Source organism: Alcaligenes pakistanensis (genome assembly GCF_014652815.1).
Lineage (GTDB): Bacteria > Pseudomonadota > Gammaproteobacteria > Burkholderiales > Burkholderiaceae_B > Alcaligenes > Alcaligenes pakistanensis.
In genome coordinates, this window is sequence record NZ_BMZN01000004.1 from 300,918 (window position 1) to 324,148 (window position 23,231).

29 protein-coding genes and 1 tRNA gene are annotated in these 23,231 nt (G+C 53.9%); 22 read left to right on the forward strand and 8 right to left on the reverse strand.

Annotated elements, in window-relative coordinates:
• Window positions 1–141: 141 nt before the first annotated feature.
• A complete protein-coding gene (argG, locus tag IE156_RS14235; RefSeq protein WP_189393211.1) occupies window positions 142–1,476 on the reverse strand; it encodes an argininosuccinate synthase in 1,335 nt (444 codons plus the stop codon).
• Between the two features lie 177 nt (window positions 1,477–1,653).
• On the opposite strand from argG, the gene IE156_RS14240 reads away from it, so the two are divergent.
• The 4 genes from IE156_RS14240 (at window position 1,654) to IE156_RS14255 (ending at window position 3,723) form a co-directional block, all read left to right on the forward strand.
• Window positions 1,654–2,244, forward strand: coding sequence for a peroxidase-related enzyme (locus IE156_RS14240; protein WP_189393212.1), 591 nt, complete (start codon window positions 1,654–1,656; stop codon window positions 2,242–2,244).
• 3 nt (window positions 2,245–2,247) lie between these two features.
• Complete coding sequence (locus IE156_RS14245) at window positions 2,248–2,637, forward strand: YbaN family protein (RefSeq protein ID WP_189393213.1); 390 nt, start codon at window positions 2,248–2,250, stop codon at window positions 2,635–2,637.
• A 47-nt stretch (window positions 2,638–2,684) separates the two neighbouring features.
• Entirely contained in the window at window positions 2,685–3,098 is a 414-nt protein-coding gene (locus IE156_RS14250; RefSeq protein WP_189393214.1) for an NUDIX hydrolase, read from the forward strand.
• 151 nt (window positions 3,099–3,249) lie between these two features.
• Window positions 3,250–3,723, forward strand: a complete 474-nt coding sequence (locus IE156_RS14255) for a hypothetical protein (protein WP_189393215.1) — start codon at window positions 3,250–3,252, stop codon at window positions 3,721–3,723.
• Here IE156_RS14255 and metC read toward each other — a convergent pair.
• Window positions 3,703–4,926, reverse strand: a complete 1,224-nt coding sequence (metC, locus tag IE156_RS14260) for a cystathionine beta-lyase (RefSeq protein ID WP_189393216.1) — start codon at window positions 4,924–4,926, stop codon at window positions 3,703–3,705. The two genes, IE156_RS14255 and metC, sit on opposite strands and share 21 nt — an antisense overlap.
• 146 nt (window positions 4,927–5,072) lie before the next feature.
• On the opposite strand from metC, the gene IE156_RS14265 reads away from it, so the two are divergent.
• Complete coding sequence (locus IE156_RS14265; RefSeq protein ID WP_229841361.1) at window positions 5,073–5,534, forward strand: Lrp/AsnC family transcriptional regulator; 462 nt, start codon at window positions 5,073–5,075, stop codon at window positions 5,532–5,534.
• Window positions 5,535–5,573: 39 nt separating this feature from the next.
• Here the strand turns inward: IE156_RS14265 and IE156_RS14270 are convergent, their stop codons facing one another.
• Window positions 5,574–6,443 carry an MOSC domain-containing protein gene (locus tag IE156_RS14270; protein ID WP_189393217.1) on the reverse strand — a complete coding sequence of 290 codons (870 nt, stop codon included), beginning with the start codon at window positions 6,441–6,443 and terminating at the stop codon, window positions 5,574–5,576.
• Between the two features lie 557 nt (window positions 6,444–7,000).
• Here IE156_RS14270 and IE156_RS14275 point away from each other — a divergent pair.
• From IE156_RS14275 to IE156_RS14295, 5 genes are all read left to right on the forward strand, one after another.
• Window positions 7,001–7,267 (forward strand): hypothetical protein, encoded by a 267-nt coding sequence (locus IE156_RS14275; protein WP_189393218.1) that lies wholly within the window; start codon window positions 7,001–7,003, stop codon window positions 7,265–7,267.
• A 180-nt stretch (window positions 7,268–7,447) separates the two neighbouring features.
• Complete coding sequence (locus tag IE156_RS14280; RefSeq protein ID WP_189393219.1) at window positions 7,448–8,896, forward strand: GGDEF domain-containing protein; 1,449 nt, start codon at window positions 7,448–7,450, stop codon at window positions 8,894–8,896.
• Between the two features lie 64 nt (window positions 8,897–8,960).
• A complete protein-coding gene (locus IE156_RS14285; protein ID WP_189393220.1) occupies window positions 8,961–9,185 on the forward strand; it encodes a hypothetical protein in 225 nt (74 codons plus the stop codon).
• 54 nt (window positions 9,186–9,239) lie between these two features.
• Window positions 9,240–9,896, forward strand: a complete 657-nt coding sequence (locus tag IE156_RS14290; RefSeq protein ID WP_189393221.1) for a 3'-5' exonuclease — start codon at window positions 9,240–9,242, stop codon at window positions 9,894–9,896.
• Between the two features lie 87 nt (window positions 9,897–9,983).
• A complete protein-coding gene (locus tag IE156_RS14295) occupies window positions 9,984–10,250 on the forward strand; it encodes a DUF3892 domain-containing protein (RefSeq protein WP_229841363.1) in 267 nt (88 codons plus the stop codon).
• A gap of 86 nt (window positions 10,251–10,336) precedes the next feature.
• Here the strand turns inward: IE156_RS14295 and IE156_RS14300 are convergent, their stop codons facing one another.
• Window positions 10,337–11,488, reverse strand: coding sequence for an ABC transporter substrate-binding protein (locus tag IE156_RS14300; RefSeq protein ID WP_189393223.1), 1,152 nt, complete (start codon window positions 11,486–11,488; stop codon window positions 10,337–10,339).
• Window positions 11,489–11,698: 210 nt separating this feature from the next.
• Here IE156_RS14300 and IE156_RS14305 point away from each other — a divergent pair, with 210 nt between their 5' ends.
• A complete protein-coding gene (locus IE156_RS14305) occupies window positions 11,699–12,406 on the forward strand; it encodes a tellurite resistance TerB family protein (protein ID WP_189393224.1) in 708 nt (235 codons plus the stop codon).
• 105 nt (window positions 12,407–12,511) lie between these two features.
• The gene (locus IE156_RS14310) at window positions 12,512–13,330 is read left to right on the forward strand and encodes an META and DUF4377 domain-containing protein (protein ID WP_189393225.1); all 819 of its coding nucleotides are present in this window, start codon (window positions 12,512–12,514) and stop codon (window positions 13,328–13,330) included.
• A 464-nt stretch (window positions 13,331–13,794) separates the two neighbouring features.
• Here IE156_RS14310 and IE156_RS14315 read toward each other — a convergent pair whose 3' ends face one another.
• Both IE156_RS14315 and IE156_RS14320 read right to left on the reverse strand, forming a co-directional pair.
• Window positions 13,795–14,139, reverse strand: coding sequence for a DMT family protein (locus IE156_RS14315; protein ID WP_189393226.1), 345 nt, complete (start codon window positions 14,137–14,139; stop codon window positions 13,795–13,797).
• Between the two features lie 220 nt (window positions 14,140–14,359).
• Window positions 14,360–14,725: a YgiW/YdeI family stress tolerance OB fold protein gene (locus IE156_RS14320; protein WP_189393227.1), complete on the reverse strand. Its 366-nt coding sequence runs from the start codon at window positions 14,723–14,725 to the stop codon at window positions 14,360–14,362.
• 268 nt (window positions 14,726–14,993) lie between these two features.
• On the opposite strand from IE156_RS14320, the gene IE156_RS14325 reads away from it, so the two are divergent.
• Entirely contained in the window at window positions 14,994–15,524 is a 531-nt protein-coding gene (locus IE156_RS14325) for a P-loop NTPase family protein (protein WP_229841364.1), read from the forward strand.
• 148 nt (window positions 15,525–15,672) lie between these two features.
• Here the strand turns inward: IE156_RS14325 and IE156_RS14330 are convergent, their stop codons facing one another.
• A complete protein-coding gene (locus tag IE156_RS14330; RefSeq protein WP_229841365.1) occupies window positions 15,673–15,939 on the reverse strand; it encodes a hypothetical protein in 267 nt (88 codons plus the stop codon).
• A gap of 140 nt (window positions 15,940–16,079) precedes the next feature.
• Between IE156_RS14330 and IE156_RS18665 the strand changes: the two genes are divergently transcribed.
• The 9 genes from IE156_RS18665 to nhaA all read left to right on the forward strand — a co-directional run bounded on the left by IE156_RS18665 (window position 16,080) and on the right by nhaA (window position 22,346).
• The gene (locus tag IE156_RS18665) at window positions 16,080–16,373 is read left to right on the forward strand and encodes a YdcA family protein (RefSeq protein WP_505601269.1); all 294 of its coding nucleotides are present in this window, start codon (window positions 16,080–16,082) and stop codon (window positions 16,371–16,373) included.
• A 205-nt stretch (window positions 16,374–16,578) separates the two neighbouring features.
• Window positions 16,579–16,657, forward strand: a tRNA-Ile gene (locus IE156_RS14335).
• A gap of 1,016 nt (window positions 16,658–17,673) precedes the next feature.
• Window positions 17,674–18,432, forward strand: coding sequence for a metalloprotease LoiP (loiP, locus tag IE156_RS14340; protein ID WP_189393229.1), 759 nt, complete (start codon window positions 17,674–17,676; stop codon window positions 18,430–18,432).
• Between the two features lie 159 nt (window positions 18,433–18,591).
• A complete protein-coding gene (locus tag IE156_RS14345; RefSeq protein WP_189393230.1) occupies window positions 18,592–18,993 on the forward strand; it encodes a YchJ family protein in 402 nt (133 codons plus the stop codon).
• Window positions 18,990–19,460, forward strand: a complete 471-nt coding sequence (locus tag IE156_RS14350) for a GNAT family N-acetyltransferase (protein ID WP_189393231.1) — start codon at window positions 18,990–18,992, stop codon at window positions 19,458–19,460. The genes IE156_RS14345 and IE156_RS14350 overlap by 4 nt, the downstream gene beginning before the upstream one ends.
• 36 nt (window positions 19,461–19,496) lie before the next feature.
• A complete protein-coding gene (locus IE156_RS14355; protein ID WP_189393232.1) occupies window positions 19,497–20,015 on the forward strand; it encodes a DedA family protein in 519 nt (172 codons plus the stop codon).
• A gap of 6 nt (window positions 20,016–20,021) precedes the next feature.
• Window positions 20,022–20,366, forward strand: coding sequence for a DMT family transporter (locus IE156_RS14360; RefSeq protein ID WP_189393233.1), 345 nt, complete (start codon window positions 20,022–20,024; stop codon window positions 20,364–20,366).
• A 42-nt stretch (window positions 20,367–20,408) separates the two neighbouring features.
• Window positions 20,409–20,867: a D-aminoacyl-tRNA deacylase gene (dtd, locus tag IE156_RS14365; protein ID WP_189393234.1), complete on the forward strand. Its 459-nt coding sequence runs from the start codon at window positions 20,409–20,411 to the stop codon at window positions 20,865–20,867.
• Between the two features lie 117 nt (window positions 20,868–20,984).
• On the forward strand, window positions 20,985–22,346 hold the full coding sequence (nhaA, locus tag IE156_RS14370; RefSeq protein ID WP_189393235.1) for a Na+/H+ antiporter NhaA: 1,362 nt from the start codon (window positions 20,985–20,987) through the stop codon (window positions 22,344–22,346).
• A gap of 49 nt (window positions 22,347–22,395) precedes the next feature.
• Here the strand turns inward: nhaA and cnbZ are convergent, their stop codons facing one another.
• Window positions 22,396–23,157: a 2-amino-5-chloromuconate deaminase CnbZ gene (gene cnbZ, locus IE156_RS14375; protein WP_189393236.1), complete on the reverse strand. Its 762-nt coding sequence runs from the start codon at window positions 23,155–23,157 to the stop codon at window positions 22,396–22,398.
• Window positions 23,158–23,231: the final 74 nt, after the last annotated feature.

The following is a 23,231-nucleotide window of genomic DNA, read 5'->3' on the forward strand; positions in this document are numbered from 1 at the left end:
CCATCCCCTACATGCACCCACAGAACACATAAAAAACACCCCAATGCCTGATCAAACAAGCATTGGGGTGTTTAGATCTGCGACTTAGGATCTGTGCTTATAGCCTCCTGTTCGGAGCCGTACAGATCACCGAATCAGCATTTACTTCTTGCTGTCTTTCAGCTGAGGAACAGCCGAACCTGCCGCAGGAGCCAACAGGCCGACCTGCGTGTAGGTGAACAACTTGTCGCGTGTATCGACGATGTCCAGATTGCGCATAGTCAGTTGACCAATACGGTCGCGTGGCGAGAACATGCTATCTACTTTTTCCATGCTCAGACGCTCGGCCTTGTATGTCAGGTTAGGCGAGACGGTGTCCAGGATGGAGTAGTCATTACCACGACGCAGTTCCAGAGTCACTTCACCGGTCACGGCACGCGCCACCCAACGCTGGGCGGTTTCACGCAACATGATGGATTGTGGGTCGAACCAGCGACCTTGGTACAAGAGACGGCCCAGACGCAGACCGTTGATGCGGTACTGTTCAATGGTGTCTTCGTTGTGAATACCGGTAACCAGACGCTCGTAGGCAATGTGCAGCAAGGCCATGCCCGGAGCTTCATAGATGCCACGGCTCTTGGCTTCAATGATGCGGTTCTCGATCTGGTCGCTCATGCCCAGGCCATGACGGCCACCGATGCGGTTGGCTTCCAACAGTAATTCCACGGGGTCCGAGAATTCCACGCCATTCAGGGCAACCGGCTGACCTTCTTCAAAGCGCACACGCACTTCTTCGGCAGGCACGGCCACATCGTCACGCCAGAACGCGACGCCCATGATGGGTTTGACGATATTGATACCGGCGTTCAGGTATTCCAGATCCTTGGCTTCGTGCGTGGCACCCAGCATGTTGGAGTCAGTGGAGTACGCTTTTTCGGCCGACATCTTGTAGTCGAAACCGGCTTCCTGCATGTACTCGGACATCTCGGCACGACCGCCCAGCTCATCAATAAAAGTCTGGTCCAGCCAAGGTTTGTAAATCTTCAGATCAGGGTTGGTCAACAAACCGTAGCGGTAGAAACGCTCGATATCGTTACCCTTGTAGGTGCTGCCGTCGCCCCAGATATGGACGTCGTCTTCTTTCATGGCCGCAACCAGCATGGTGCCGGTCACAGCACGGCCAATAGGCGTGGTGTTGAAGTAGGTGACGCCGCCGGTGGTGATGTGAAAGGCGTTGCACTGCAAAGCAGCAATCCCTTCAGCCACCAACTGCTGACGGCAGTCCACCAGACGGGCCAACGTGGCGCCGTATTCCTTGGCCTTGCGAGGGATCGCATCGTAATCGGGTTCGTCAGGCTGACCCAGATTCGCGGTATACGCGTAAGGGATGGCCCCTTTATTGCGCATCCACAAAAGTGCAGCGCTGGTGTCCAGGCCACCGGAAAAGGCAATGCCGACCTTCTGGCCGACTGGAAGAGATTCGAGGATGGTTGTCATTATCGCGTCAGTAGTGGTGTGCAAGTACAGTTCCGCCCGCAAGGCTCTCTAGAAGAGCGCTGCCCGTGGCAGGATCAATATGTCATTATATCGTCTTGACCGACCCTGGACACCTTTGCGTAGCTGGATTTAATTCCCCGATGAACTAGAACATCCATTTTCACCTGGAGACAAGTCATGCCCGAGACAAATGCTCAAGCCGCTATCAGCCGCTATCCCGTCCCCACGCTGGCCGAAATGCCCGAGGATATTCGCAGTCGTATTGAAGCCGTGCAGGAAAAATCGGGCTTTATTCCCAATGTTTTTCTGGCCCTGGCACACCGCCCTGACGAATTCCGTGCCTTTTTTGCCTATCACGATGCGCTGATGGAAAAACCCAGTGGTTTGAGCCATGCCGATCGGGAAATGATTGTGGTGGCCACCTCCGCTGCCAATCAATGTCATTACTGCGTGATTGCCCACGGTGCCATTTTGCGCATCCGCGCCAAAAATCCACTGGTGGCTGACCAGGTTGCCGTCAACTGGCGCAAGGCCGACATTCCCCCCCGCCAAAAAGCCATGTTGGCTTTTGCCATGAAAATCTCGCAAAACGCCCAGGAGATTGAAGAGTCCGATTTCCAATCCCTGCACGAACACGGTTTCACCGACGAAGATGCTTGGGATATTGCTGGTATCAGCGCGTTTTTTGGCCTCAGCAACCGTATGGCCAACTTCATGTCTATGCGCTGCAATGACGAGTTCTACATGCTGGGACGCGTCCCTCGCTAAACGATGATGCGTTACGCCCTGTTGTTTGCCGGGTGGATCTGTGTGGCGTTGGCCGTGGCTGGCGCCGTCTTACCCTTGCTGCCCACCACACCTTTCGTCCTGTTGGCCGCTTGGTGTTTTTCGCGTAGTTCACCCCGCTTCCATCAATGGTTGCTGGATCAGCGCCATCTGGGGCCCTACTTGCGCAATTGGGAAAACGGCCAAGGGCTCACCCGCCGGGCCAAACGCCGGGCTCTGATCATGTTGTGGCTTTCTCTGGCCGCCTCGGCCTGGCTAACCAGCCACCTGGGCTGGTACCGATTAGGCCTGCTGATCCCCGGCATTTTTGCCACCCGTTATTTGCTGCGAGCCAAAACCCTGGATGACACCCCTTCAGAGCCTGTGCAAAAATAGCGTACTTGAACCGATCCTGGCTTCACCCTTTTTTGTTTAAAGACTCCATGTCCAACCCTGTCATCTTGCTGGCTGCCGCCTACATCACCAACCCTGCCGGTCAGATTCTATTGGTCCGCAAACGTGGCAGCGCTTATTTCATGCAGGCAGGTGGCAAGCTGGAGGCTGGCGAATCGCCCTTGCAGGCCCTGCAACGTGAACTGGACGAGGAACTGGGTTTAAAAGCAGAAGAAACCGCCCATGCGCGCTACGAAGCTTACTTTGAAAGCCCTGCCGCCAATGAGCCCGGTCATGTGGTTCATGCCCATGTCTTCACCCTGACGCTAGACCGGGACATCCAGGCCGCCGCCGAACTGGAAGAAGCGCGCTGGGTCAGCCCCCAGGAAATTCGCTCCCTGACACTGGCCCCACTGCTGGCTGATCACATTTTGCCGCGCCTGTGCGCCCAGCCCACAGCCTGAGCCCTTGCACTACTTCTTCAAGTATTAGGCCGCTCAAGCCACGAGCAGGCTATTTTTTGGCATAATGTCGCCCTTGAGTCCCCTGTCTGGGGACGCAGCCATTTGCCCGACCAGCCCGCAACGGCGGGCTTTCTTTATTGAGCGCTAATTTATGTCCTCTTTGCCCTGTCCAGGCGCAATCGTCACCTTTACCCTGCAGCAACTGCGTGCCGCCACGCAAGCGGGGGGGATTTTAGGTGTGTCCATCAAAGGACAAGGCAATCATTTTTTTGTACAAGTGGCCACCCGCGCTGGCCAGGCCGTATTGGTAACGGCTCGCAGCAAAGATCCGCGCAGTTTCAAAAGTCCCTTGCAGGCCATGGTGTTACTCAAACAGGTAGGCATTGTGACGGGCCAGTTTGATCTGACCCAGTACTCCCCCGACCAACATGAAACTGCCCCGCGCAGCCGTCGCCGTCCTGCCAAACCCAGCAAACTGGGTTTGCGCTGGAACCGGATTGCCGAGCGCATCTCCAGCCCCGCCCAACCCTCTTTGGATGATCCCAGCCTGGACATCAATGAGGAACAGACGCGCCGCCTGCTCGCCAGACAGGAAAACCAGCAGTTAAGCCTGCTGGGCAACTAAACGCAATTCACTGATTTCGCAGGATGTTGGCTGCGAATACGCCACGTCCAAAGCCTGAGCCAGATCCTGCTGCAAATGCTGGGGTTCTTCCAGCCCCACATGCACGCGCAACAGCTGCCCGTCTCCGAACAAGGCTTGCCCATTGCGGTTGGGCATATCGATAGGCAGGGCCAGACTCTCAAACCCGCCCCAGGACAAGCCTATGCCAAACAGGCGCAGGGCTTTGAAAAAACGAGACAATTGCTCCTCGCTGAGCGGCGCCAAGACCATACCGAATAAACCGGTCGAACCCTTGAAATCCCGCTTCCAGAGAGCATGGCCCGGATGAGATTCCAAAGCTGGATGCAGCACCTGCTTAACTTGCGGATGCCCCTCCAAGAACTGCGCAATCTGTAAAGCACTGGCCTGATGCTGACGCAGACGCACTCCCAAGGTACGCAAGCCCCGTAAGGCTAAAAAAGCATCGTCCGGCCCCGCTGTCTGGCCGAAGTCATGAGCAGCTCTACGCAACAACGGCCAGGCCCGTTCATTGGCGCTCGCAACGCCCAGCAAGGCATCGGAATGCCCCGTTAAATACTTGGTGGCCGCCTGGATGGACACATCCACACCGTGCTCAAAAGGCTGAAAAAACAAGGGAGTCGCCCAAGTGTTATCCATCAACACATAGGCTCCTACTGCATGTGCGCAGCGAGCAATGGCGGGAATATCCTGAACTTCAAAAGTGGCCGAACCGGGGGATTCTACATAAACCACTTTGGTATTGGGCTGCAGCAGGCTAGCAATCCCCTCCCCCAAAGACGGCTCGTAAAACTGCACCTGAATTCCCATGCGGCAAGCCAGTACCTGCTGCGCAAAAGCACGAACCGGTCCATAGACAGAATCCGGCAAGAGCAAATGGTCCCCCACTTTCAGCATGCCTAATAAAGCGTGCGTGCAAGCGGCCAAACCAGAAGGAAACAGACAAGCCTGATAAGCACCTTCCAGTTCAGCTACGGCCTGCGTCAAGGTTTGCAAGGTCGGGTTGGTGAAACGGCCGTAAGAGGCATAGGGATTGTCAGGCTCTTTACGCTGCGCCCATTGCTCCAGGTTGTCGGCCAAAATCGTAGAGCCCCGACAAATAGGCACGTTAACAAAACCGGCCGACACGCTGGTGTCCCGACCCAAATGCGTCAAACGGGTATTTTGGTAATCGCAGTCCTGCATGCTGTTTTCCTGATCCTGATCGATATGTGTGAATGGAAACAGTCTACGCAAGGGGTCGCAGTGAATTATTGCGTTTTCACCCTATAGGACGCAGAATATATAGAATAAAAATCTACAATTAAGAAAATTATTGGGAAATTATTTTTATGCTGGATAAGTTCGACAAGCATATTCTGGAGATCCTCCAAAACGATGCCACCCTGGCCATCCAAGAAATTGCCGATCGCGTGGGTTTATCCAGCACCCCTTGCTGGCGACGCATACAGCGCCTGGAACAAGAGGGCTATATAGAAAAGCGGGTAGCCTTGCTCAGCTCGGAAAAGCTGAATGTGGGGGTGACCGTGTTTGTGGCCATCAAGACCAATCAACACAATAAGCAGTGGTATAGCCAGTTTTCTGCGGTGGTCGAAGCGATTCCACAAATTGTGGAGTTCTACCGCATGAGTGGCGATACCGACTACTTGCTGCGCGTGGTCGTACCTGATATCAAAAGCTTTGATCGGGTGTATCAACAATTAATCGCTGAAATTGAGCTGACCGATGTCAGCTCCAGCTTTGCCATGGAGCAGATCAAGTTCACCACCCGTCTGCCCCTGGACTACGCCTGATTACAGACCTGGCAAGCGTCGGAATACCGTCTTCTGTCTTTAAAAACTGTATTCCACATCTAATGTCTGGCCCACCGTCAAACGTTGCGGCTTGGATTCCACCAGCATGGCCTGCATGCCAAACAAGGTCCCTTGCGGGAACTGCCGGCTTTGGGCCAAGGCCAAACCAGGCTGCGTACCGACATCAGCCGTTACCTGATTCACATTAGGCATGGGGCAACGCGTGCAGGCGCGGATGAAAGCAAAGCTCAAACATTCACTGCTGACACCCAAGACATAGTCCTCTTCGTAAGCGGGTAAGCCTTCAAAGACGATATTGGCGCGGAAGCGATCCATAGGCACGGCCTGTTCGCCAGACTGTTGCACCAGGCGGTTCAGTTCTTCCAAGGAAGCTTCATTAGTGAACAGGAATGGCAAGGCATCTGCAAAACCAAAACCTTGTTGTTGATCCCCGATGACACGCCAACCTTGGGACTTCTCCTCCCAAGGGCGCACCCGCTCGGTCAAGACATAGCGACGCGCACGGCTATGGTTACGCAGCACTCGACAAGGGGTCTGTAAAAAATCGCTAAACCATTGCGCGACCTGATCGCCTTCATCGCGGCCCAAGGTATCAGCGCTCCAGATACGCACAGACACAGCCACGTTGTCACCGGCCGATACATCTAAGGACCAGGACAAGGGGGCCATACCCGGAGCCTGCACGGTAATTTCCCCGTCCTGCACCACTGGCTGGATCAAGGCCATGCGCGGCCAGCGGCGCTGCGTCATAAACACGCCTTGTTGGTCAACCACCACCCACTCGCGGTCGAAGTCCAGACCAGCAACACTAATCTCCACGCCCTGCGGATGGGCTTGGGCTGCACAGGATTTGATGGGATGGGTAAACAAGCCGGTGATGGTAATCATGAGTCGCAACAACAAAAGGGCTAAGACAAGGGACTTATTCTAGAGCAGCCCAGCGTTCGAACTGCAGGCACTTTGCTACTGTTTTCATCAGACGTGGGCCAGAAACGTCGGCACTTGAAAACTTTCTTGCCACAGCTCTTGACAAAGATCAAAGCCTATGACTTAATAGTTGATTGGTTGCACCAACATATCCATTACATTAAGAACGTGCAATCAACCTTTTTTTGAATGTACCCACTTTTCAGGCTCTAACTCTTAAGCCTGCCAGCATGTTCCCAACCATGCGGGTATTCATTCACAACGGCGACGACAGCCACATCCAGACTTATTTTTTGCATCGTAGCGGACTCGCTCCGTCCATTTGCTTGGCAAACGAATAAGGCGCTGTCCATGCTGCCACAGAGCACGGCTGCCTGATGCTTTTTAACATCCAGCCAGCGATGTTCTACATTGAAATAGTACTGGCCTGGTCTCCGTGTGGAGTCCGGTCCATCATGGTGTCATCAAATCTCAATAAAAAAACGATGTAATGACACCACACGATAAGGAAAAAAATTATGAAAAATATCTATCCAACTGGTTTGGTCTCGCGCCCTGAGCATATTGCCTTGAACAAAACCGATATTCGCATTGGCGACACTGTTTACTTGCAACCTAAAAACGGCCCTCGCATGGCTGGTACCGTGATTTTCAGCTCGCCTGTACACGGCTGCACCACCTACACCGCGGATGCCCAGAGCCAAGACGCTAATGTACGTTTCCGCTTTCGTCTGCAAGACGTGCATCACGTGGCCGCACGCCATGCCATGCCTGCCTTGAACTAAAGCCTTGCTTGCCAATTAATACGGGGCGCTTGACCCAGCCCCCGAATTAATTTCATTTAAAAACACATAATTACAATTTGTAAAAAGTATTTCTGCTTTCATCCTACAATAGTGGCGGCTTGAAACTTATCCGACGCTGTAAAGCGTCCACGACGAGCGTACGCTCCTATGGCAACGGATATGAAATCAAAGCAGGATTCCTGCTTGCGCCCATCCCGGCGCCACTCCTATCTCTCCCGCTTTTTTCTGTTCGGCCTGGTCTTGTCACTGACCCTGCTGGGCGCAAAATTACGTCATTACGACGCCCTCACTATATTTTGGCCGGCCGAAGCCGTACTGTTGGGCCTGTTCATTCGTCGCCCGGACTGGGCTCATAGCCCAAGCAGCTGGTTAGTCGTTATTCTGGGCTACCTCTGTGCTGAACTGACTGGTGACACCCCCCTAGCCATTGCGCTCTTGCTGACCCTGGCAAACGTCAGCGGGGTTGGTCTGGCCTTTTGGCTGATCACTCGCAACCCACGGCTGGATCTGTCCCTGCGCCGCCCGCAAGCCCTGCTATCCTTGGCTGCCTGCTACAGTCTGGCCTGTCTTTTATCGGCTTTGCTGGGCGGCATTGCCCTGTATCTACACACCTCTCAAGATCTGTCTTTAGCCATCCTTTCCTGGATGCTGACTGGCTTGATTTCCTATACCGCCATCTTGCCTGTCATCCTGACAGCCCCGGCCCGGCCCTGGCGACGTTTTCAGGAATACTGGAACGAACCCCATTTGCTGAGCCTGGCGCAATTAGCACCGGCCCTAGCGCTTTTGCTGACCAGCTTGCTGAGCCTGCTGATTGAGGGTCCCGGCTCGCTGGCTTTTCCCGTGCTGCCCTTATTATGGTGCGCACTGAGCTACTCGCTCTTCACGAGTACCTTATTGACGCTGTTCTATGTGCTGTGGACTTTATTCGCCCTGAGCCAGCCCATGTACTTTCTGCCCAGCCAGTTAAATACCTCGCTGGACTTGCTATCTATGCGCATCGGCATAGCCTCGATTGCCCTGGCCTCCATCACGGGTGCCAGCCTGATGTCCGCCCGCAATCTGGCAGTAGAAAAACTCCAACGACTGGCTCATCACGACGCCTTGACTGGCCTGCTTAATAAACAAGCCTTTTTCCAGCAAGGCCAGACCGTACTGACCCAATGCCGCTTAAAGCATATGTCGATCAGCGTGATTGTTCTAGATATCGACCACTTCAAACCAATTAACGATACCCACGGCCACCATGTAGGTGACTTGGCCTTGAGCGCCATTACCCAGCGTATCTCTTTGGCTCTGCGTGACAGCGACTTGTTCGGCCGTTTAGGCGGTGAAGAATTTGGTATTTTGCTACCGGACTGTAGCGCCACCCAAGCCCACGCCGTCGCCGAACGCGTGCGTAAAAGTATTGCCCGACTGCCTTTTGCGCTGGACAACGATCAGCAACTGACCATGACGGCTAGCCTGGGCGTGGCCACCCTGGAGTCTTCCACTTTGGATTTGCACGCTCTGCTGCGTCAAGCGGACACGGCTTTATACGAAGCCAAACGTGCCGGTCGGGATCAGAGTTTTTCCTACCATTACCCCAAAGCCAAGACAGGGACTTGACGCTATCCGTAAGCAAACCGATACTGATGTGTCAATACGAAACAAAACATCAGGGAGCGGGGATATGGCGTCATTTCACGGCTCGCCCTTGTGCCAAGCATGTCAGAGCTTGCCACAGGGTTTAAGTACCAGCCAAGCGCATGCCGACTTGCGTTTACTGGGGCAGCACCCTCCCTCTGCGAACGGAGCCCACGAAACCCAATACCGTTGCCTGAGCTGCCAGACACACTGGTTATTGCGCACCAACCGCTGGGGTGTTCCCGAAGGTTTTCGTCTGAAGCCTGTATAGGCAAAGCCGGGCACATGCACTACCATGACCATTTTGTCTGTTAGCGATTCCTGTATGTCTGCCCTGCTGTTTGATACTGAAACCACCGGCACTGCCCAGCCTCAAGTCATCGAGGCGGCTTGGCTGCGTTTAAGCGACCCCGCCTTCTTGCTGGTCAATGAAGAATTTGAGCAACGCTACCGCCCTGATGAAGCCAACACACTGGGCGCCCTGGCTACGCACCACATTTACGACGAAGAGCTGCAAGACTGCCCTTCTCATACCGAGTTCAAGCTACCCGCCGACACCCAGTACATCATTGGCCACAATGTGGACTATGACTGGGGCGTGGCAGGCCACCCATCGGTCAAGCGCATCTGCACACTGGCCCTGGCCCGTCACCTGATGCCCGGCCTGGACAGCTACAGTCAGTCCGCCTTGGTTTATCACATTGATCGCCCCCACGCCCGTGAACGCCTGCGCAATGCACACAGTGCTTTAGCGGACGTGCGCAACTGCTTGTCGCTTTTGCAGCATTTGCTGGGTCTGACACAAAATATCCATAATTGGGAACAGCTGTGGCAGCTATCTGAGCACGCTCGCATTCCCACTATTTTGCGTTTCGGCAAACATAAGGGCATGGCTATTGCAGATGTGCCACAGGATTACAAAAACTGGCTGCTGCGCCAACCCGATCTGGACCCTTATCTGCTCAAAGCCTTGAAGTTATAAACCTAAACGTTCGTAAAATCCCTAATGGCTACCCGCCGGCTTATAGCCAATGATGAAGGTCCCAACAAGAACTTCATGAGGTGGCACATGATCGAGGTTGCATACGTCACGAAAGATATGCGTCGGGACCCATACGAACGAATCACCCATTTGGGAGGCACAGGCTGGCAGCGCTCACAACCTGATGTGGTCCAGCACATTGAGCAAGGCCAGGAAGACTATTACATTCTTCTGGATGGCATTCCTGCCAAGCTGATCGTGGCGCTCAGCCGTTTTGGTGCCAAATACTTGAAAACTGAGCTTGAAGTTGAAGAGCCGCATATCTTGCTCAGCTTACCCAGCCAGGCCGGATAGACAGCCTTCCTTTCACTCCCTGCTGCCTGGGGATACAAAAAAACGCGGCCTGGGCCGCGTTTTTTTATGCCTGCCAAAGACTTGGCTTAAGGCTTGAGCAAGTGCCACTGGCCATTGCGCACCGTAATCAACTCCCGACCCCGTTCGTCAAAGCCGCTGTGATCCTCGGGCGACATATTGTAGACACCTTGAGTCGCGACCAAGTCCCGCGTCTGCTCCAAGGCATCACGCAAAGCGGCCCGGAATTCTGGAGTACCGGGTTTAGCCTTGGCCGCTGCGCCAGGAATAGCCTTTTCCAATAGCAGACCGGCATCAAACACATTGGCGCCAAACGTCGCGGGCGCCGAACCATAACGTTCGGTGTAACGCTGGATGTAGTCCTGTGCGATAGGCTTGGAAGGATTGCTGTCTGCAATTTCCGGTAAAACCAGCATCAAGCTGGCCGCCAAAATCGTACCTTCTACCTGCTCGCCACCCAGACTTAAGAAGGCAGGCAAAGCAGCACCGTGCGTTTGATAGATCTGCCCTTTGTAACCTTGCTTAACCAGAGTTACCTGGGGCAAAACGGCTGCCGCGCCAGTACCGGCCACCAAAACCACGTCCGGTTTGGCGGCATAAATCTTCAAGGCCTGCCCGGTTACCGAGGTGTCCGAACGCACATAACGCTCCGTGGCCACAATCTTGATGTCATTCGCGTCAGCCAGTGTTTTAAAGACGCTCAACCAGCTCTCGCCATAAGCATCGTTAAAACCCAGAAAACCAGCAGTTTTCACGCCATTGTCGACCATATGCTTGACCAGTGCCTGGGCAATGATGTCGTCGTTCTGCGTGGTCTTAAAGACCCATTTCTTTTGCTCGGTCATGGGCAGCACGACCGATGCGGCCCCCACCGGTGCCAGCACAGGCGTGCCCGAGTCGGCAGCAAACTGAATCAAACCCATAGCATTGGGCGAGCCGGTAGGCCCGATCAAGGCGTCAATCTTGTCCTCGGAAATCATTTTCTTGAACAAGGTGACGGTCTGGTTCGGATCGCTGGCGTCATCCAGAGAGACATACTCGATCGTCAGATCCCCCACTTTCGTGGGCAAGAGAGGCACCGTATTGCGCTGCGGTAAACCTACAACCGCGGTGGGCCCGGTGGCCGAAGCGATCACGCCAATTTTTACCTGTGATTGGGCCGGCGTTGCCAAAGCGGCCAGAACAACGGACAAAGCGAAAGCAGTTCGAGTCAATTTCATAATATGTAGAGCCAATTAAGCCCTTCCCCCCTTGATATCAGCGCAGCCGCGCCTATATGGATTGATCTGGACATAAGATACCAAATTCCCTGTACCGCGGACGCCTTCTTCGGCGATCTTCTCAGGCAGGTCTGCTTACAATTGTACGCGGGCACGCCCAATAAAGTAGTTTATAACGAAGCTACTGTTTACCTCTGATAGAGCGAATCCATGTCACTTCAGCAAATGTTGCAACAAATCCTGCAAAGCGGCCAGAGCGCACTGAAACAAGGTCAAGGCCAACTGAATTCATCGGGCTTGGGCAAAAAGATAAGTGAACAGGCCGGTGGTTTTGGCGGCGGTGCGGTCGTAGGCGGTGTCCTGGGCGTGCTGCTGGGTAATAAGAAGTTCCGTAAAATGGGCGGCTCCATGGCTGCCTATGGTGGAGCCGCTGCCCTGGGCGCCCTAGCCATCAAGGTCTACCAAAACTGGCAAGAACAAAATGCGGGTCAACAATCGACGCCATCACCGGTACAAGCGATCCCGCCCACCCCTCTGCCTTTAGCAGCCCCTCAGCAGGCCGATACCCATGCTATGGCTATCCTGACTGCACTGGTTTCCGCCTCCAAGGCTGACGGACATATTGGCGATGCCGAGCGCGAGTTGATCGAAGCGGAAATCAATAAAATGGCCGCCCCCGAGCAAGCCCGCCACTGGCTGTCACAAGAATTGCTCAAACCTGTCGACCCTCAGGCCGTCGCCCAATTGGCTCAAACTCCCGAAATGGCAGCCGAAATTTATTTGGCTAGCGTGATCGCCATCGACGAGCAAAGTTATATGGAGCGCGCCTACCTGGAGGAGCTTGCACGTTTACTATCCTTGCCAGACTCCTTGCGCAAAAGTCTGGATAATCAGGTACAGGCTCTAACGACAGAGTAAATCCGGTACTGGACCTCTTCACCCGAGTGCCCTAGCCGAATGACATTATTTTTCCCCAGAGCAGCACACCCGCTGCAGCTCGATGATTTATCAAGGAAACTGCCCATGAAAAGCACCTTCAAGTTAGCGATTAGTTCACTGGCATTAATGGGTCTGGCCGCCTGCGCGGCTCCAAACAACTCTTCCAGCACCGCTGGCTCCGAGCGCCATATGGACAAAGAAACCTCATTGCAGGCTTATCATTGGCGCCTGTTTGCCACCACTGGCAAAGACGGCCAGCCTGCCCCTGCCATTCCAGGCATAGGCGGCGAACAAGTCACCTTAAACTTCTCCGACAAAATGATGTCGGTGGACAATCTGTGTAATACCTTGGGTAGCGGGTACACCATCAAGGGCCCCAAAATCACCTTTACCTCGCCTGTCAGCACCTTGAAAATGTGTGCAGACCCAGAGCTGATGCGCAACGAGCAAGCTGTAGGCAAACTGCTGCCGACCGCAACGGACTGGAGTATGGCCAAGGCCGACTCCGCACCGGATAATCCAGCTCCGGTACTGACCCTGTCCTTTAGCGATGGCAGCAAATGGCGCCTGAAAGGCGAGCCGACCGCAACCACCCGTTACGGCAGTGAGCCTACTCGTGTGTTCCTGGAAGTGGCGGCCCAACGCGAAGCCTGCTCGCATCCCTTGATCCCTAATTACCAGTGCCTGAAAGTACGTGAAATTCAATACAGCGACTCTGGCCTGAAAACCCGGACCGGCGAATGGATGTACTACTACGGCGACATCGAAGGCTACACCCACACCCCAGGTGTTCGTAATGTGCTGCGTATCGACCGTTACGAACTGAAAAATGTTCCTGCCGATGCGTCTTCCAAGGCCGACGTGCTGGACATGGTGGTGGAGTCCGAACAAGTCAGCAAATAAACTTAGATTTAAGGCCGTAAAAAAACGGCCCTGAATGAACTGGCCCAGAAGCTGGATATATTTCCAACTTGAAGGACAGCTCATTCAGGGCCGTTTTTTCATTGACTTGGTTCAGCCTGTTGCTACGCTTCATCCTTTACGGGCGGGATACGGAAGAGCACGAGCGAAGCCACAAATAGTTACTGACTGCTATGCTTTGAACCTAGTCAGCAGGCGATCCCATCCGTAGACTGGAACAGTCCGGATATCATTTTTCACCTCCCTATATATCCGGCTTCTGGCCTTGCTTCACGCGAGGCCCTTTTTTTTGCCGAGCCTCTCCCAAAACCAGAGAGATCAAGGGATCAGCTAGGGAGCGTGAACCTCAACAAGCAAGCAGCCGCGATGCCATCCAAAGCCAGTGTTGACTCAGCCAGCTACTCGCAAACCCAGCAGCCCGGAAGATAGGACCACATCACGAAGGCTTATTTCAACGGCCCATAAAATATAAAAAATGCCCCTGCACCGATCAGCACAAAGCCCACCAGATGATTCAAGGTGAAGCTCTCTTTCAGATACAGCACCGAAAACACCACAAAGACCAGCAAGGTGATGATTTCCTGCATGGTCTTTAATTGGGCCGCGCTGTAAACGGTATGCCCAAGACGATTAGCGGGAACCGCTAAACAGTACTCCACAAAGGCAATGCCCCAGCTGATCAACACGACTTTAAGCAAAGGGCTATTGGGATACTTCAAGTGCCCATACCAGGCAATGGTCATGAACACGTTGGAGACGACCAACATCAAGATAGGGAGAATCTTAGCCATTCTGAGTACGGATGTAATAAGCGGCTCACCGCCGCGACTGAGCCAGTGTAGCGTCACATTCGTTCAGCGGATATGGGGATAATCAGGCAGCAAGAAAACAAGACTTCAACCGACTTTTCCAGTACCAATCCATGGCTCTGCCATAAGCCCCCACCACACCCCACAAAAGACTATGCAACATAGGCTGAATCAGCCTGCCGCGTCCAAAACTCTTGAATCGCTAATTCACCACTTTCACGAAATCCACTTCGATCTCGGGTGGCCGCTTGGAGCTGGTATCAACCTCCCCAATTAACTCCACCTTGGTTTTCTCATCCAGGGTTTGCCCCGCAAAATGCTTGGCTTTAATCTCCGCCACAATCTCACCGGTCCCGTCTGAGAATACAAACTTGTCATGTGCTGACTGACGCAACAAATGCCCCTGGACGCGTACATCCTGATCATCCACGGGTTTTTTCAAGATATCCGCCACCGTCGTCTGGCCAATCTCCGAGGGCCCCGTATATTGAGCATAGGACGGAAAAGACAATAAGGCCGATGACAAGGCCAGCGCTACGACCGAGCGCACGTTGAAGTAACTGGACATAATGACTCCCATCGTTCATGGCTTGAAATTCAACCATAACAGTAGATACCATCAGCGTCCTTACCAAACCGGCGATTTCCTGCCTGCCTTGTTACCAGGTACAACGGCAGAAATTACATTTACTCCTTGCCCGCAGTGGATCTATACGTCCAGATTAAACAAGCCATCAAGCCCATTCTTAGACTTAAACCAGCCTGACTAGACCACACAGCACCCAGCACTCTGCAGTGCTAGACTTCCCTAAGCCAAATGCCCCTCCCCCAACACCATGATGACTCTTGAGCACTTAGGCCCCCGTATCTGCATACTAGGCCCGTCCAACAGCGGTAAATCCACCTTGGCCGATGCCATCGGCCGCAAGCAGGATCTCCCGGCAATACATCTGGATCAGCTTTTTCATCAGCCCCACAGCAATTGGGTCCCCCGCTCCGAGGCAGAGTTTATTGAGCTGCACCAAGCGGCCATCACTCAGGATAAATGGGTGATGGACGGCAACTACACGAGCCACCTGACACCCCGCCTTGATCGCGCCACGGGTTTTATTGTGCTGGAGGTGTCTACCGCCACCAGCCTGCTGCGCTATTTTCGACGAACCTGGTTTGAGCGTGATCGACGCGGCGCCCTGGAAGGAGGTAAAGACAGTGTGAAGTGGCAAATGATCCGTCACATCACCATCGCCACACCGCCCAACCGGCATAAATACCTGAAGATCTTCGAGGAAAGTACTTTGCCTAAAGTCAGACTGGGCAGCGCCAGAGAGTTGAAGCGGTTTTATCAGGCTGAAGGGCTGGAGAAGTAAGAACTACAGGAGGTTGCGACCCTACTTCGTCGTAAACACAGGTGATGTGCACCCTAAAAGTTTCATCAAAGCGGCAGTTACTGGTCGACTTAAACCTCATCAAACAAGGTGCCCCTGAGTATTCCCCCTCTATCAACGGGTTCCCTAATCAACGCTTTTTCATCTCCAGCTCAACTCGTTCCATCCAGGCCCGATCGCATGGCACTGGCTTAGTGGCCGCCTGGCCATACAAACGAAAGTGAACAACGTTGCACCATTCTTGGGAGCCGTAGTCCGGGCCATGTCCCTGTCCATCTGATACTGCCAATTGCCGATCCACTTTTTCCAGCCAAGCGTCACTGCCGACTTTAGGCGTGGAGCCAGCGCTTTGACACGCGGCTAACAACAAGGCGGGGACAAGCAGTAAGATTCGCATGGCAAGCTCCATAAAAAAGTTCTCACAGTGCACCCAAAAACCATTATTTTTCAGTGCCCTAGTTATAACCATTACATCGGGTAAAAAACCACTTCTACATACATGAGACAAGAATGAAATGGCTGGTTCTCTGCCTGATCATGGCACTTTTACCCCTAAACACCCAGGCAAGAAATAAGCCCTGCTCAGGCAAAAAAGGGGGTATTTCCCATTGTGAGGGTGAGGTATTTGTATGCCGTGATGGTTCAGCCAGTAGTAGCAAACAGTCTTGCCCCGATTACACAAGAGCAACAGGAAACAGCCTCGGGGCTACCCCACAGGCGCTTCGCTCGAACAGCCCATGCTCATGCTCCAGTGGCACCTATTGTACCGGCTCAAGAGGGGGACATTACTGTGAAACCAGCACAGGTAGTAAACGCTATCAGCGTAAATAGGTCGATAAAGTGGCCGTCACGGCACAGGACTCAATCAACAATCTCCGCTGCTTCCAAACGCGCTCATTGTGCTCCAGAAATGAACAACAAGCCGCTACCAATCCCGTGCAGATAATGTCGAATCCCTGCCTTCTCCAAACTCTTGCCCCGAGCGCACCTTCGCTAGGCATAAGCACGGACTTTATGTAATAATTGCGGACTTGTCGCCCCTCTAGCTCATGCTTGGTTAGAGCAGCGGACTCATAATCCGTTGGTGCCGTGTTCGACTCACGGGGGGGGCACCAGAATTCATGCGCTTTTATTATGTTTACTTAAAACCGCACAAAATCCCGGTGGGAGAAAATCCGACTTTCACCGCAAATGCCCGCTTTCACTGCGGGCTTTTTTGCATCTGCTGTCATCATCCATTCAGCAATTTACTATCGGGTTTACTGCGTCCTTGGCACAGCCAAGCGCTGTGATCTTTTCCGGCACCCTTTGCCATCTCACCTCTGCCGTACGTAGCGCATGTAGCGCTTGAGTGTCGATCTGGGCTAAACGTCTTGCCATTCCCATTGGAACTTGAAACCTGCTCCGCCAAAGCGAAAGCCATGCTTCCTGGCCTAATTTAAGCGTTTCAGCGACCCGATCGTTATTCAGATCGATGACGGAATGAAGCTCCAAGCCACCTAAGACCAATGCACAATACGCTGCAAGGTCCCGGCCGACCACGGCAAGCGCAATCTTCGCAGGACATCCCAAAGCCAAAGAGCAGAACCAGAGCCGGCCTAGTATGGTTCCCAGCAAGCTTATCGTGCACTGCAATTTCTTTATTGTTTATGTAAGGCATTTAAGCAGTCAAAAAACTCATTTTATTTAAAAACAACTACTTCAATCTAATGACCTACCTTGATACGTTAAATCCTCAACTTAGATTGCGTACCCTGCCCTGCACGTAGTCCCATAGTTCCCTCAACCATAAATTCGGTCTATCGCCTCCAGGAAAAGCAGCGATCGTTGCAGAGACATTTATCAATCAGTGCGTAGAGTAAATCCACCCAAGGGGCCTGGTCCGCACCAGCAAAATCCATCACACGGGCAAGCAAGGCCTTCTCACCCATTCGCTCCCAGTCTGTTCACGGGCCTATTTTTACCAACTCATGGCGATAAAAAGCGCCAAGATCGGCTAACCCGCGCAGCGACCTCTTATAACTATGTGTAAGTACACCAACAACAATTGTTAAACATTGTGTGAAGCAATAAGCCTTTGCCGCCTAGTCATTAAAATCCTCACTCTTTATATAACTAGAAGGGGAAGTTCATGACTTTTCGTATGGGTGCATTGGCCGCTATGCTGGCCGTCGCTGGTCTGACCGCCGGTTGTCAGACAATGGATGTGGGTGGCATGGTTGGTGCGGGTAGCAAAGCGATTCAGGCTTTCAATTTGTCCGATCAGGAAGTGGTTGCTCTGTCTGATCAGTCTTGCAAGCAGATGGACGCTGAAAACAAAGTGGCCAGCGCCAACAGCAAGTACAACAAGCGCCTGCAACGTGTCGTCAAACCCCTGACGAAACAGTTGAATGGTCAGACTCCTAACTTCAAGGTTTACCAGACACAGGAAGTCAACGCCTGGGCTATGGCTAACGGTTGTATCCGTGTTTACGCCGGTCTGATGGACAAGATGAGCGACGACGAGCTGCGCGGCGTGATCGGCCACGAAATGGGCCACGTTGAACTGGGTCACAGCAAGAAAGCCATGCAAACAGCCTACGGCCTGTCCGCTGCTCGTGATGCGGCGGCTGCCACCGGCAACGGTCTGGTAACTCAGCTGAACTCCAGCCAATTGGGCGAACTGTCCGAAGCGTTCCTGAACGCCCAGTTCTCGCAATCGCAAGAGTCCGATGCTGACGACTACTCCTTCGAGCTGTTGACCGAACGCAAACTCAAGACCCAAGGTCTGGTTAGCGCCTTCGAAAAACTGGCTGCCCTGGATGGTGGCGAGAGCAGCGCAATGAGCTCGCACCCCGGCTCCAAAGAACGTGCCCAGCGTATGCAACAGCGTATCGATGCGGCCAAGTAAGCCGGTTCGACGCAGCTAAACGCATGCACATGACCCGCCCGCTCTTGCGGGCGGGTTTTTTTATGCCTGATCCGTTACTTTTCGTCGCGGCAGACCCTCTAAACCTCAAACTACTTTCAGGTATGCTTGTGACATTCTTTGGTCTTGGCAGTCACGCTCTTGAAAAAGTCCTCCTCTTCAAAAAACATCTGTCTTTGCGGCAATCCCAAGCAATACGAAGCCTGTTGTGGCCCCTGGCATCAAGGCCCGCAATACCTGCAAGCCCCCGATGCCGCTACCTTGATGCGTTCACGTTACAGTGCCTTTGTACGTGACGATCTGGACTACCTGCTGGCCACCTGGCACAGTTCCACCCGCCCCCATTCACTGGAAACCAATCCTGAAGGTTTGCAATGGTTAGGACTGGATGTACGTCGGCATGAGCGTGTTTCTGACACCCAAGCCATCGTAGAATTTGTGGCGCGCAATCGTTTGAATGGCCGCGCCAATCGCCTGCATGAAGTTAGCCGGTTTGTATTTGAGCAGGGCCAGTGGTTTTATGTGGATGGTGACTTTTCATGAGTCAGCCCCATGGCTACGGGCCAGTTAAACAGGTACATGGCCTAAGTCTGCCCCTGTCTCTATTGCTGGAAGCGGACCCCAGCGCTCGCTTAATTGATGGCTACCGGGATACGCCTTATGCTTGGCAAATTAGCGATCAAGGGCAAACCGTGGCGGCCGCCATTGCGCAGCAAAGAAATCCGCAGGACTGGGAGCTGATGAATATTGCTGTCTTGCCCTCGTATCAAAGCCGTGGGCTGGGTGCACAATTGCTGTCCACATTGATACGCTCGGTGCGCGAGCAAGGCGGGCAGTCTTTATATGTCGCCACCGGCACAATAGGCTACCCGCTGTTTTTCTATCAGCGTGCAGGCTTTCGGGTGGTGGCGGTAGAGCCAGATTATTTCCTGCAACACTACGACGAGGCCCTGTTTGAAGACGGTCTGCAGCACAAAGACCGCCTGATCCTACGCCTTGCCTTGAACTAAAGAACGGCCTGCTGCCGTCCCTTCCTTCTGATTACTATGCTGAGCACCTTAAGCAATGTTGCGGAGCAAGCTACCGCGCTGATCAGCGCCCATCCTCAATGGGTTGCCCCAGCCGTTTTTGCCTTATGCCTGATTGAATCCCTGCCCTTTCTAGCCTTGATTGTGCCCGGTACCGCCATTCTCCTGTCTGTCGGGGCTTTGGTGGGCGCAGGTGACATCAATTTGCTACCGGTCTGGCTGGCAGTGATGCTGGGTGCCGGCATAGGCAATGCCATCTCCTTTTATCTGGGCCAACGTTACGGCGGCAATCTATTCCATTTTGAGTGGGCCCGCAAACGCTTGCACCTATATGCCAAAGCGCAGGCTTTTTTTGCACGCTGGGGATGGTTTAGTATTGTGGCCTGCCGCTTTATTGGGCCTTTGCGCTCGACTGTCCCCTTGATTGCCGGCACCTGCGCCATGTCGCCCATCAGCTTTCATCTGTCTTCCTGGGCGTCAGCCGGCTTATGGGCCAGCGCCCTACTGTTGCCTGGCTGGTTTAGTTTTCAACCCTGATTTTCAATGACTCCTGTAAGCCTCGCCTACCTGCATTTATTTATTGCGATCATCTTCGAGATCATCGCCACCAGTCTGTTGCAACGATCTGAACAGTTCACGCACCTGATTCCCAGTTCGTTCACGATCCTGTTCTATGCTGGCGCTTTTTATTTCTTGTCCCTTAGCCTGCGGGTCATGCCTGTGGGTATCGCCTATGCCATCTGGAGCGGCGTGGGCATTGTGCTGATTTCGCTGATAGGCTGGGTGGTCTTCAAGCAAAAGCTGGATTTGGCCGCTATGATTGGCATCGCCTTTATTGTGGTCGGCGTGCTGATTGTGAACCTGTTCTCCAAGGCTGTCAGCCACTAAGGCCGATTGCCACGACACCACACCCTAGCTTTACTAAACACCATGATTGCCTTGATTCAACGGGTACGCCAGGCCCAGGTCGATATTGAAAACCAAACCGTTGCCAAGATTGGTGCCGGAATGGCGGTGCTGGTCTGTGCTGAACATGGCGACACCACCGAGCAAGCCATCCGCTTGCTGGACAAATTACTGGCCCTGCGCATTTTCTCGGACGAGCAGGGCAAGATGAATCTGAATCTGCTGCAAGCAGGTGGTCAGCTTTTGCTGGTCAGCCAGTTCACCCTGGCTGCCGATACGCGCAAGGGCAATCGCCCAGGTTTCAGCCGCGCGGCGCCCCCTGCTATCAGCCAACCTTTGTTTGATGAACTGGTTTCCCTGGCCCGCACACGTCTGCCCAATACGCAGTGCGGTGTGTTTGGTGCTGATATGCAGCTGAGCCTAACCAATGACGGCCCGGTCACAATTCCCTTGCATATCGCCCCGGACACTGACCTAAGCTGACATTTGCCTTAAAGAGGCGACATCCCTATAATTGCGCAGGGTGTTTTGCTGGCATTGTGCAGCAAGGCAGGTTAAATAATACGCAAGGTCGGGCCGCCTTGTGGAGATTGGCCGACCATGTCCCACCCCTCCCCCGGTGCGCCTTTGCCGCGCGCCCATGTTCTAACCCGCCAGCTACAAGCACAATTGCAGCGCCTGCTGCATATCGAAGCGTTGGGCGGCGTCGTCTTATTGCTGGCTGCTGCCCTGGCCCTGATCTGGGCCAATTCGTCTTTTGCAGACAGCTACTCGGCCTTGTGGCATACCCAAGTTACCCTGGAGCTGGGCTCCTGGCGCTTCTCGCAAGATCTGCACTTTGTCGTCAACGACATTTTGATGACCCTCTTTTTCCTGGTCGTCGGGATGGAGATTCGCCGCGAGATTCATGACGGTGCCTTGTCCGACTGGCGCTCGGCCATGTTGCCCATCTGTGCCGCCTTGTCAGCCATTACCTTGCCTGCCCTGATTTATGCGGCCATGAACCCCGACCCTCAGGTCTTGATGGGCTGGGCGATTCCTACCGCCACGGACATTGCCTTCGCCGTTGGTGTGCTGGCTCTGTTGGGGCGCTCGCTTCCCCCCAGCCTTCGGGTTTTCCTGCTGGCGCTGGCTATTATTGATGACTTGGTCGCCATCCTGATCATTGCCTTCTTTTACTCGGGCGGCCTGGATTACAGCGCCTTTCTAATTGCCGGTGTGGGTGTCGTCGCGGTACTGGGTCTGCAAAAAATAGGGATAGGCTCGGCCTGGGCCTATGTCGTTCCCGGTGCCATTCTCTGGTTTGGTTTGCTGAAAACCGGCGCACACCCCACCCTGGCCGGTGTCGTCCTGGGCATGATGAGCCCCGTGCGCGCCCTGCCCCTGCCTCGCAAGGCACGTCACCTGAATCTGGAACTGGCCACCAGGCTGGAAAGCCAGCACGATACTCAGGAGGTTATGCACACTCTGCAGAAAATGCAGCTGGCCCAGCGCGAGATTCTGCCCCCGGTACAGCGTATTCCTGCCTTGCTGCACCCCTGGGTCGCCTTTGTGATCATGCCGGTGTTTGCCCTGGCTAATGCCGGTGTCAGCCTGAATGGTTTGAATCTGGATGCCAGCGGCGCGCAAAGTGCCTTATTTGGCGTGGCCATCGCCCTGATTGTGGGTAAACCACTGGGCGTCTTGCTGGGTACTTGGCTGCCGGTACGCTTGGGCCTGTGCAAACTGCCTGCCGGCATGGACTGGGCTGGCGTTACGCTAATCGGCCTGCTGGCTGGTATCGGCTTTACCATGTCCATCTTCGTGGCCAACCTGGCCTTTGGTGAACCTGTACTGCTGGATGCCGCCAAGCTAGGGGTGCTGTGCGGCTCCTTAGCTTCGGCAGTGCTGGGATTGGGCTGGGGTTTGATCGTACGCCGTCGCTATCAGCAATCTACCGACACGGCCTACAGCCAGGCATAACAAAAAAGGCCCAAGCTAGCTTGGGCCTTTTCTCTATTGCTGGACGAAATTAATCAATCGTCAACACACGCTCGTTCAGGACACGACGGCAGTCCATTTCATACTCCAGGTCCTTGACCGGAGGACGTGCCAGATGCCAGCCCAAGCCGTGGTTAATCGCGCCACGGCTGGCCAGTTCACTGGCCATGAACGGATGCAGATTGTGAACGGTGTAGGCATGCACAGCAGTCGTATCTGCCCATTCGTGTTCCAACACGCTTAAGCGACGTTCCATTTCATCCAACACCCACTGTGCCTTTTTCAACAAGCCTTCAGGCGATACATCCTGATACGCCACGATGCTATCAATATAGTCATCGGGAGTCTCTGGCACTTCGCAGCTACCGGCAATCACGAAGGTAGACTCTTCAATATCGGTTTCGACCGTGTAGCTGAATGCATAAAAGCTAGGCTCGTCTGGTGCGCCAACCAGCGGAGATACATTGCTACGGGCCACAGGATTGTGTTTGCCTTTAATCAGGCCCCAATCTTCCAGTGTTTCCAGATAGAGCTCATTGAACTGGTTAAACGCGCTATCGCTAACGGGCTCGGGCGAGCGCAGTTCGCACGCGCACAGGGCCGTCAGAGGACGCTCTTCAGCTTCCAGCACAGCCTGAATTAAATCAAAGCCTTCTCTCAGTGGCACAGGCGCGGAAAACACGACCCGGCAGATCTCGTAGCCAGGCTGAGCAGCCACCCCGCCCGAGTAGCGGTTCACGCCGGTCGGAATGAAGCGGTAGTTGCCTTTGTCAAAATTAATTGCATTGCTCATGGTTGTTCCTGATCTTGTAGCGGACGAAGTCGCCCTGGCGTGAAAATTTCTGTTCTGCAGGTGGGGCGAAAGCG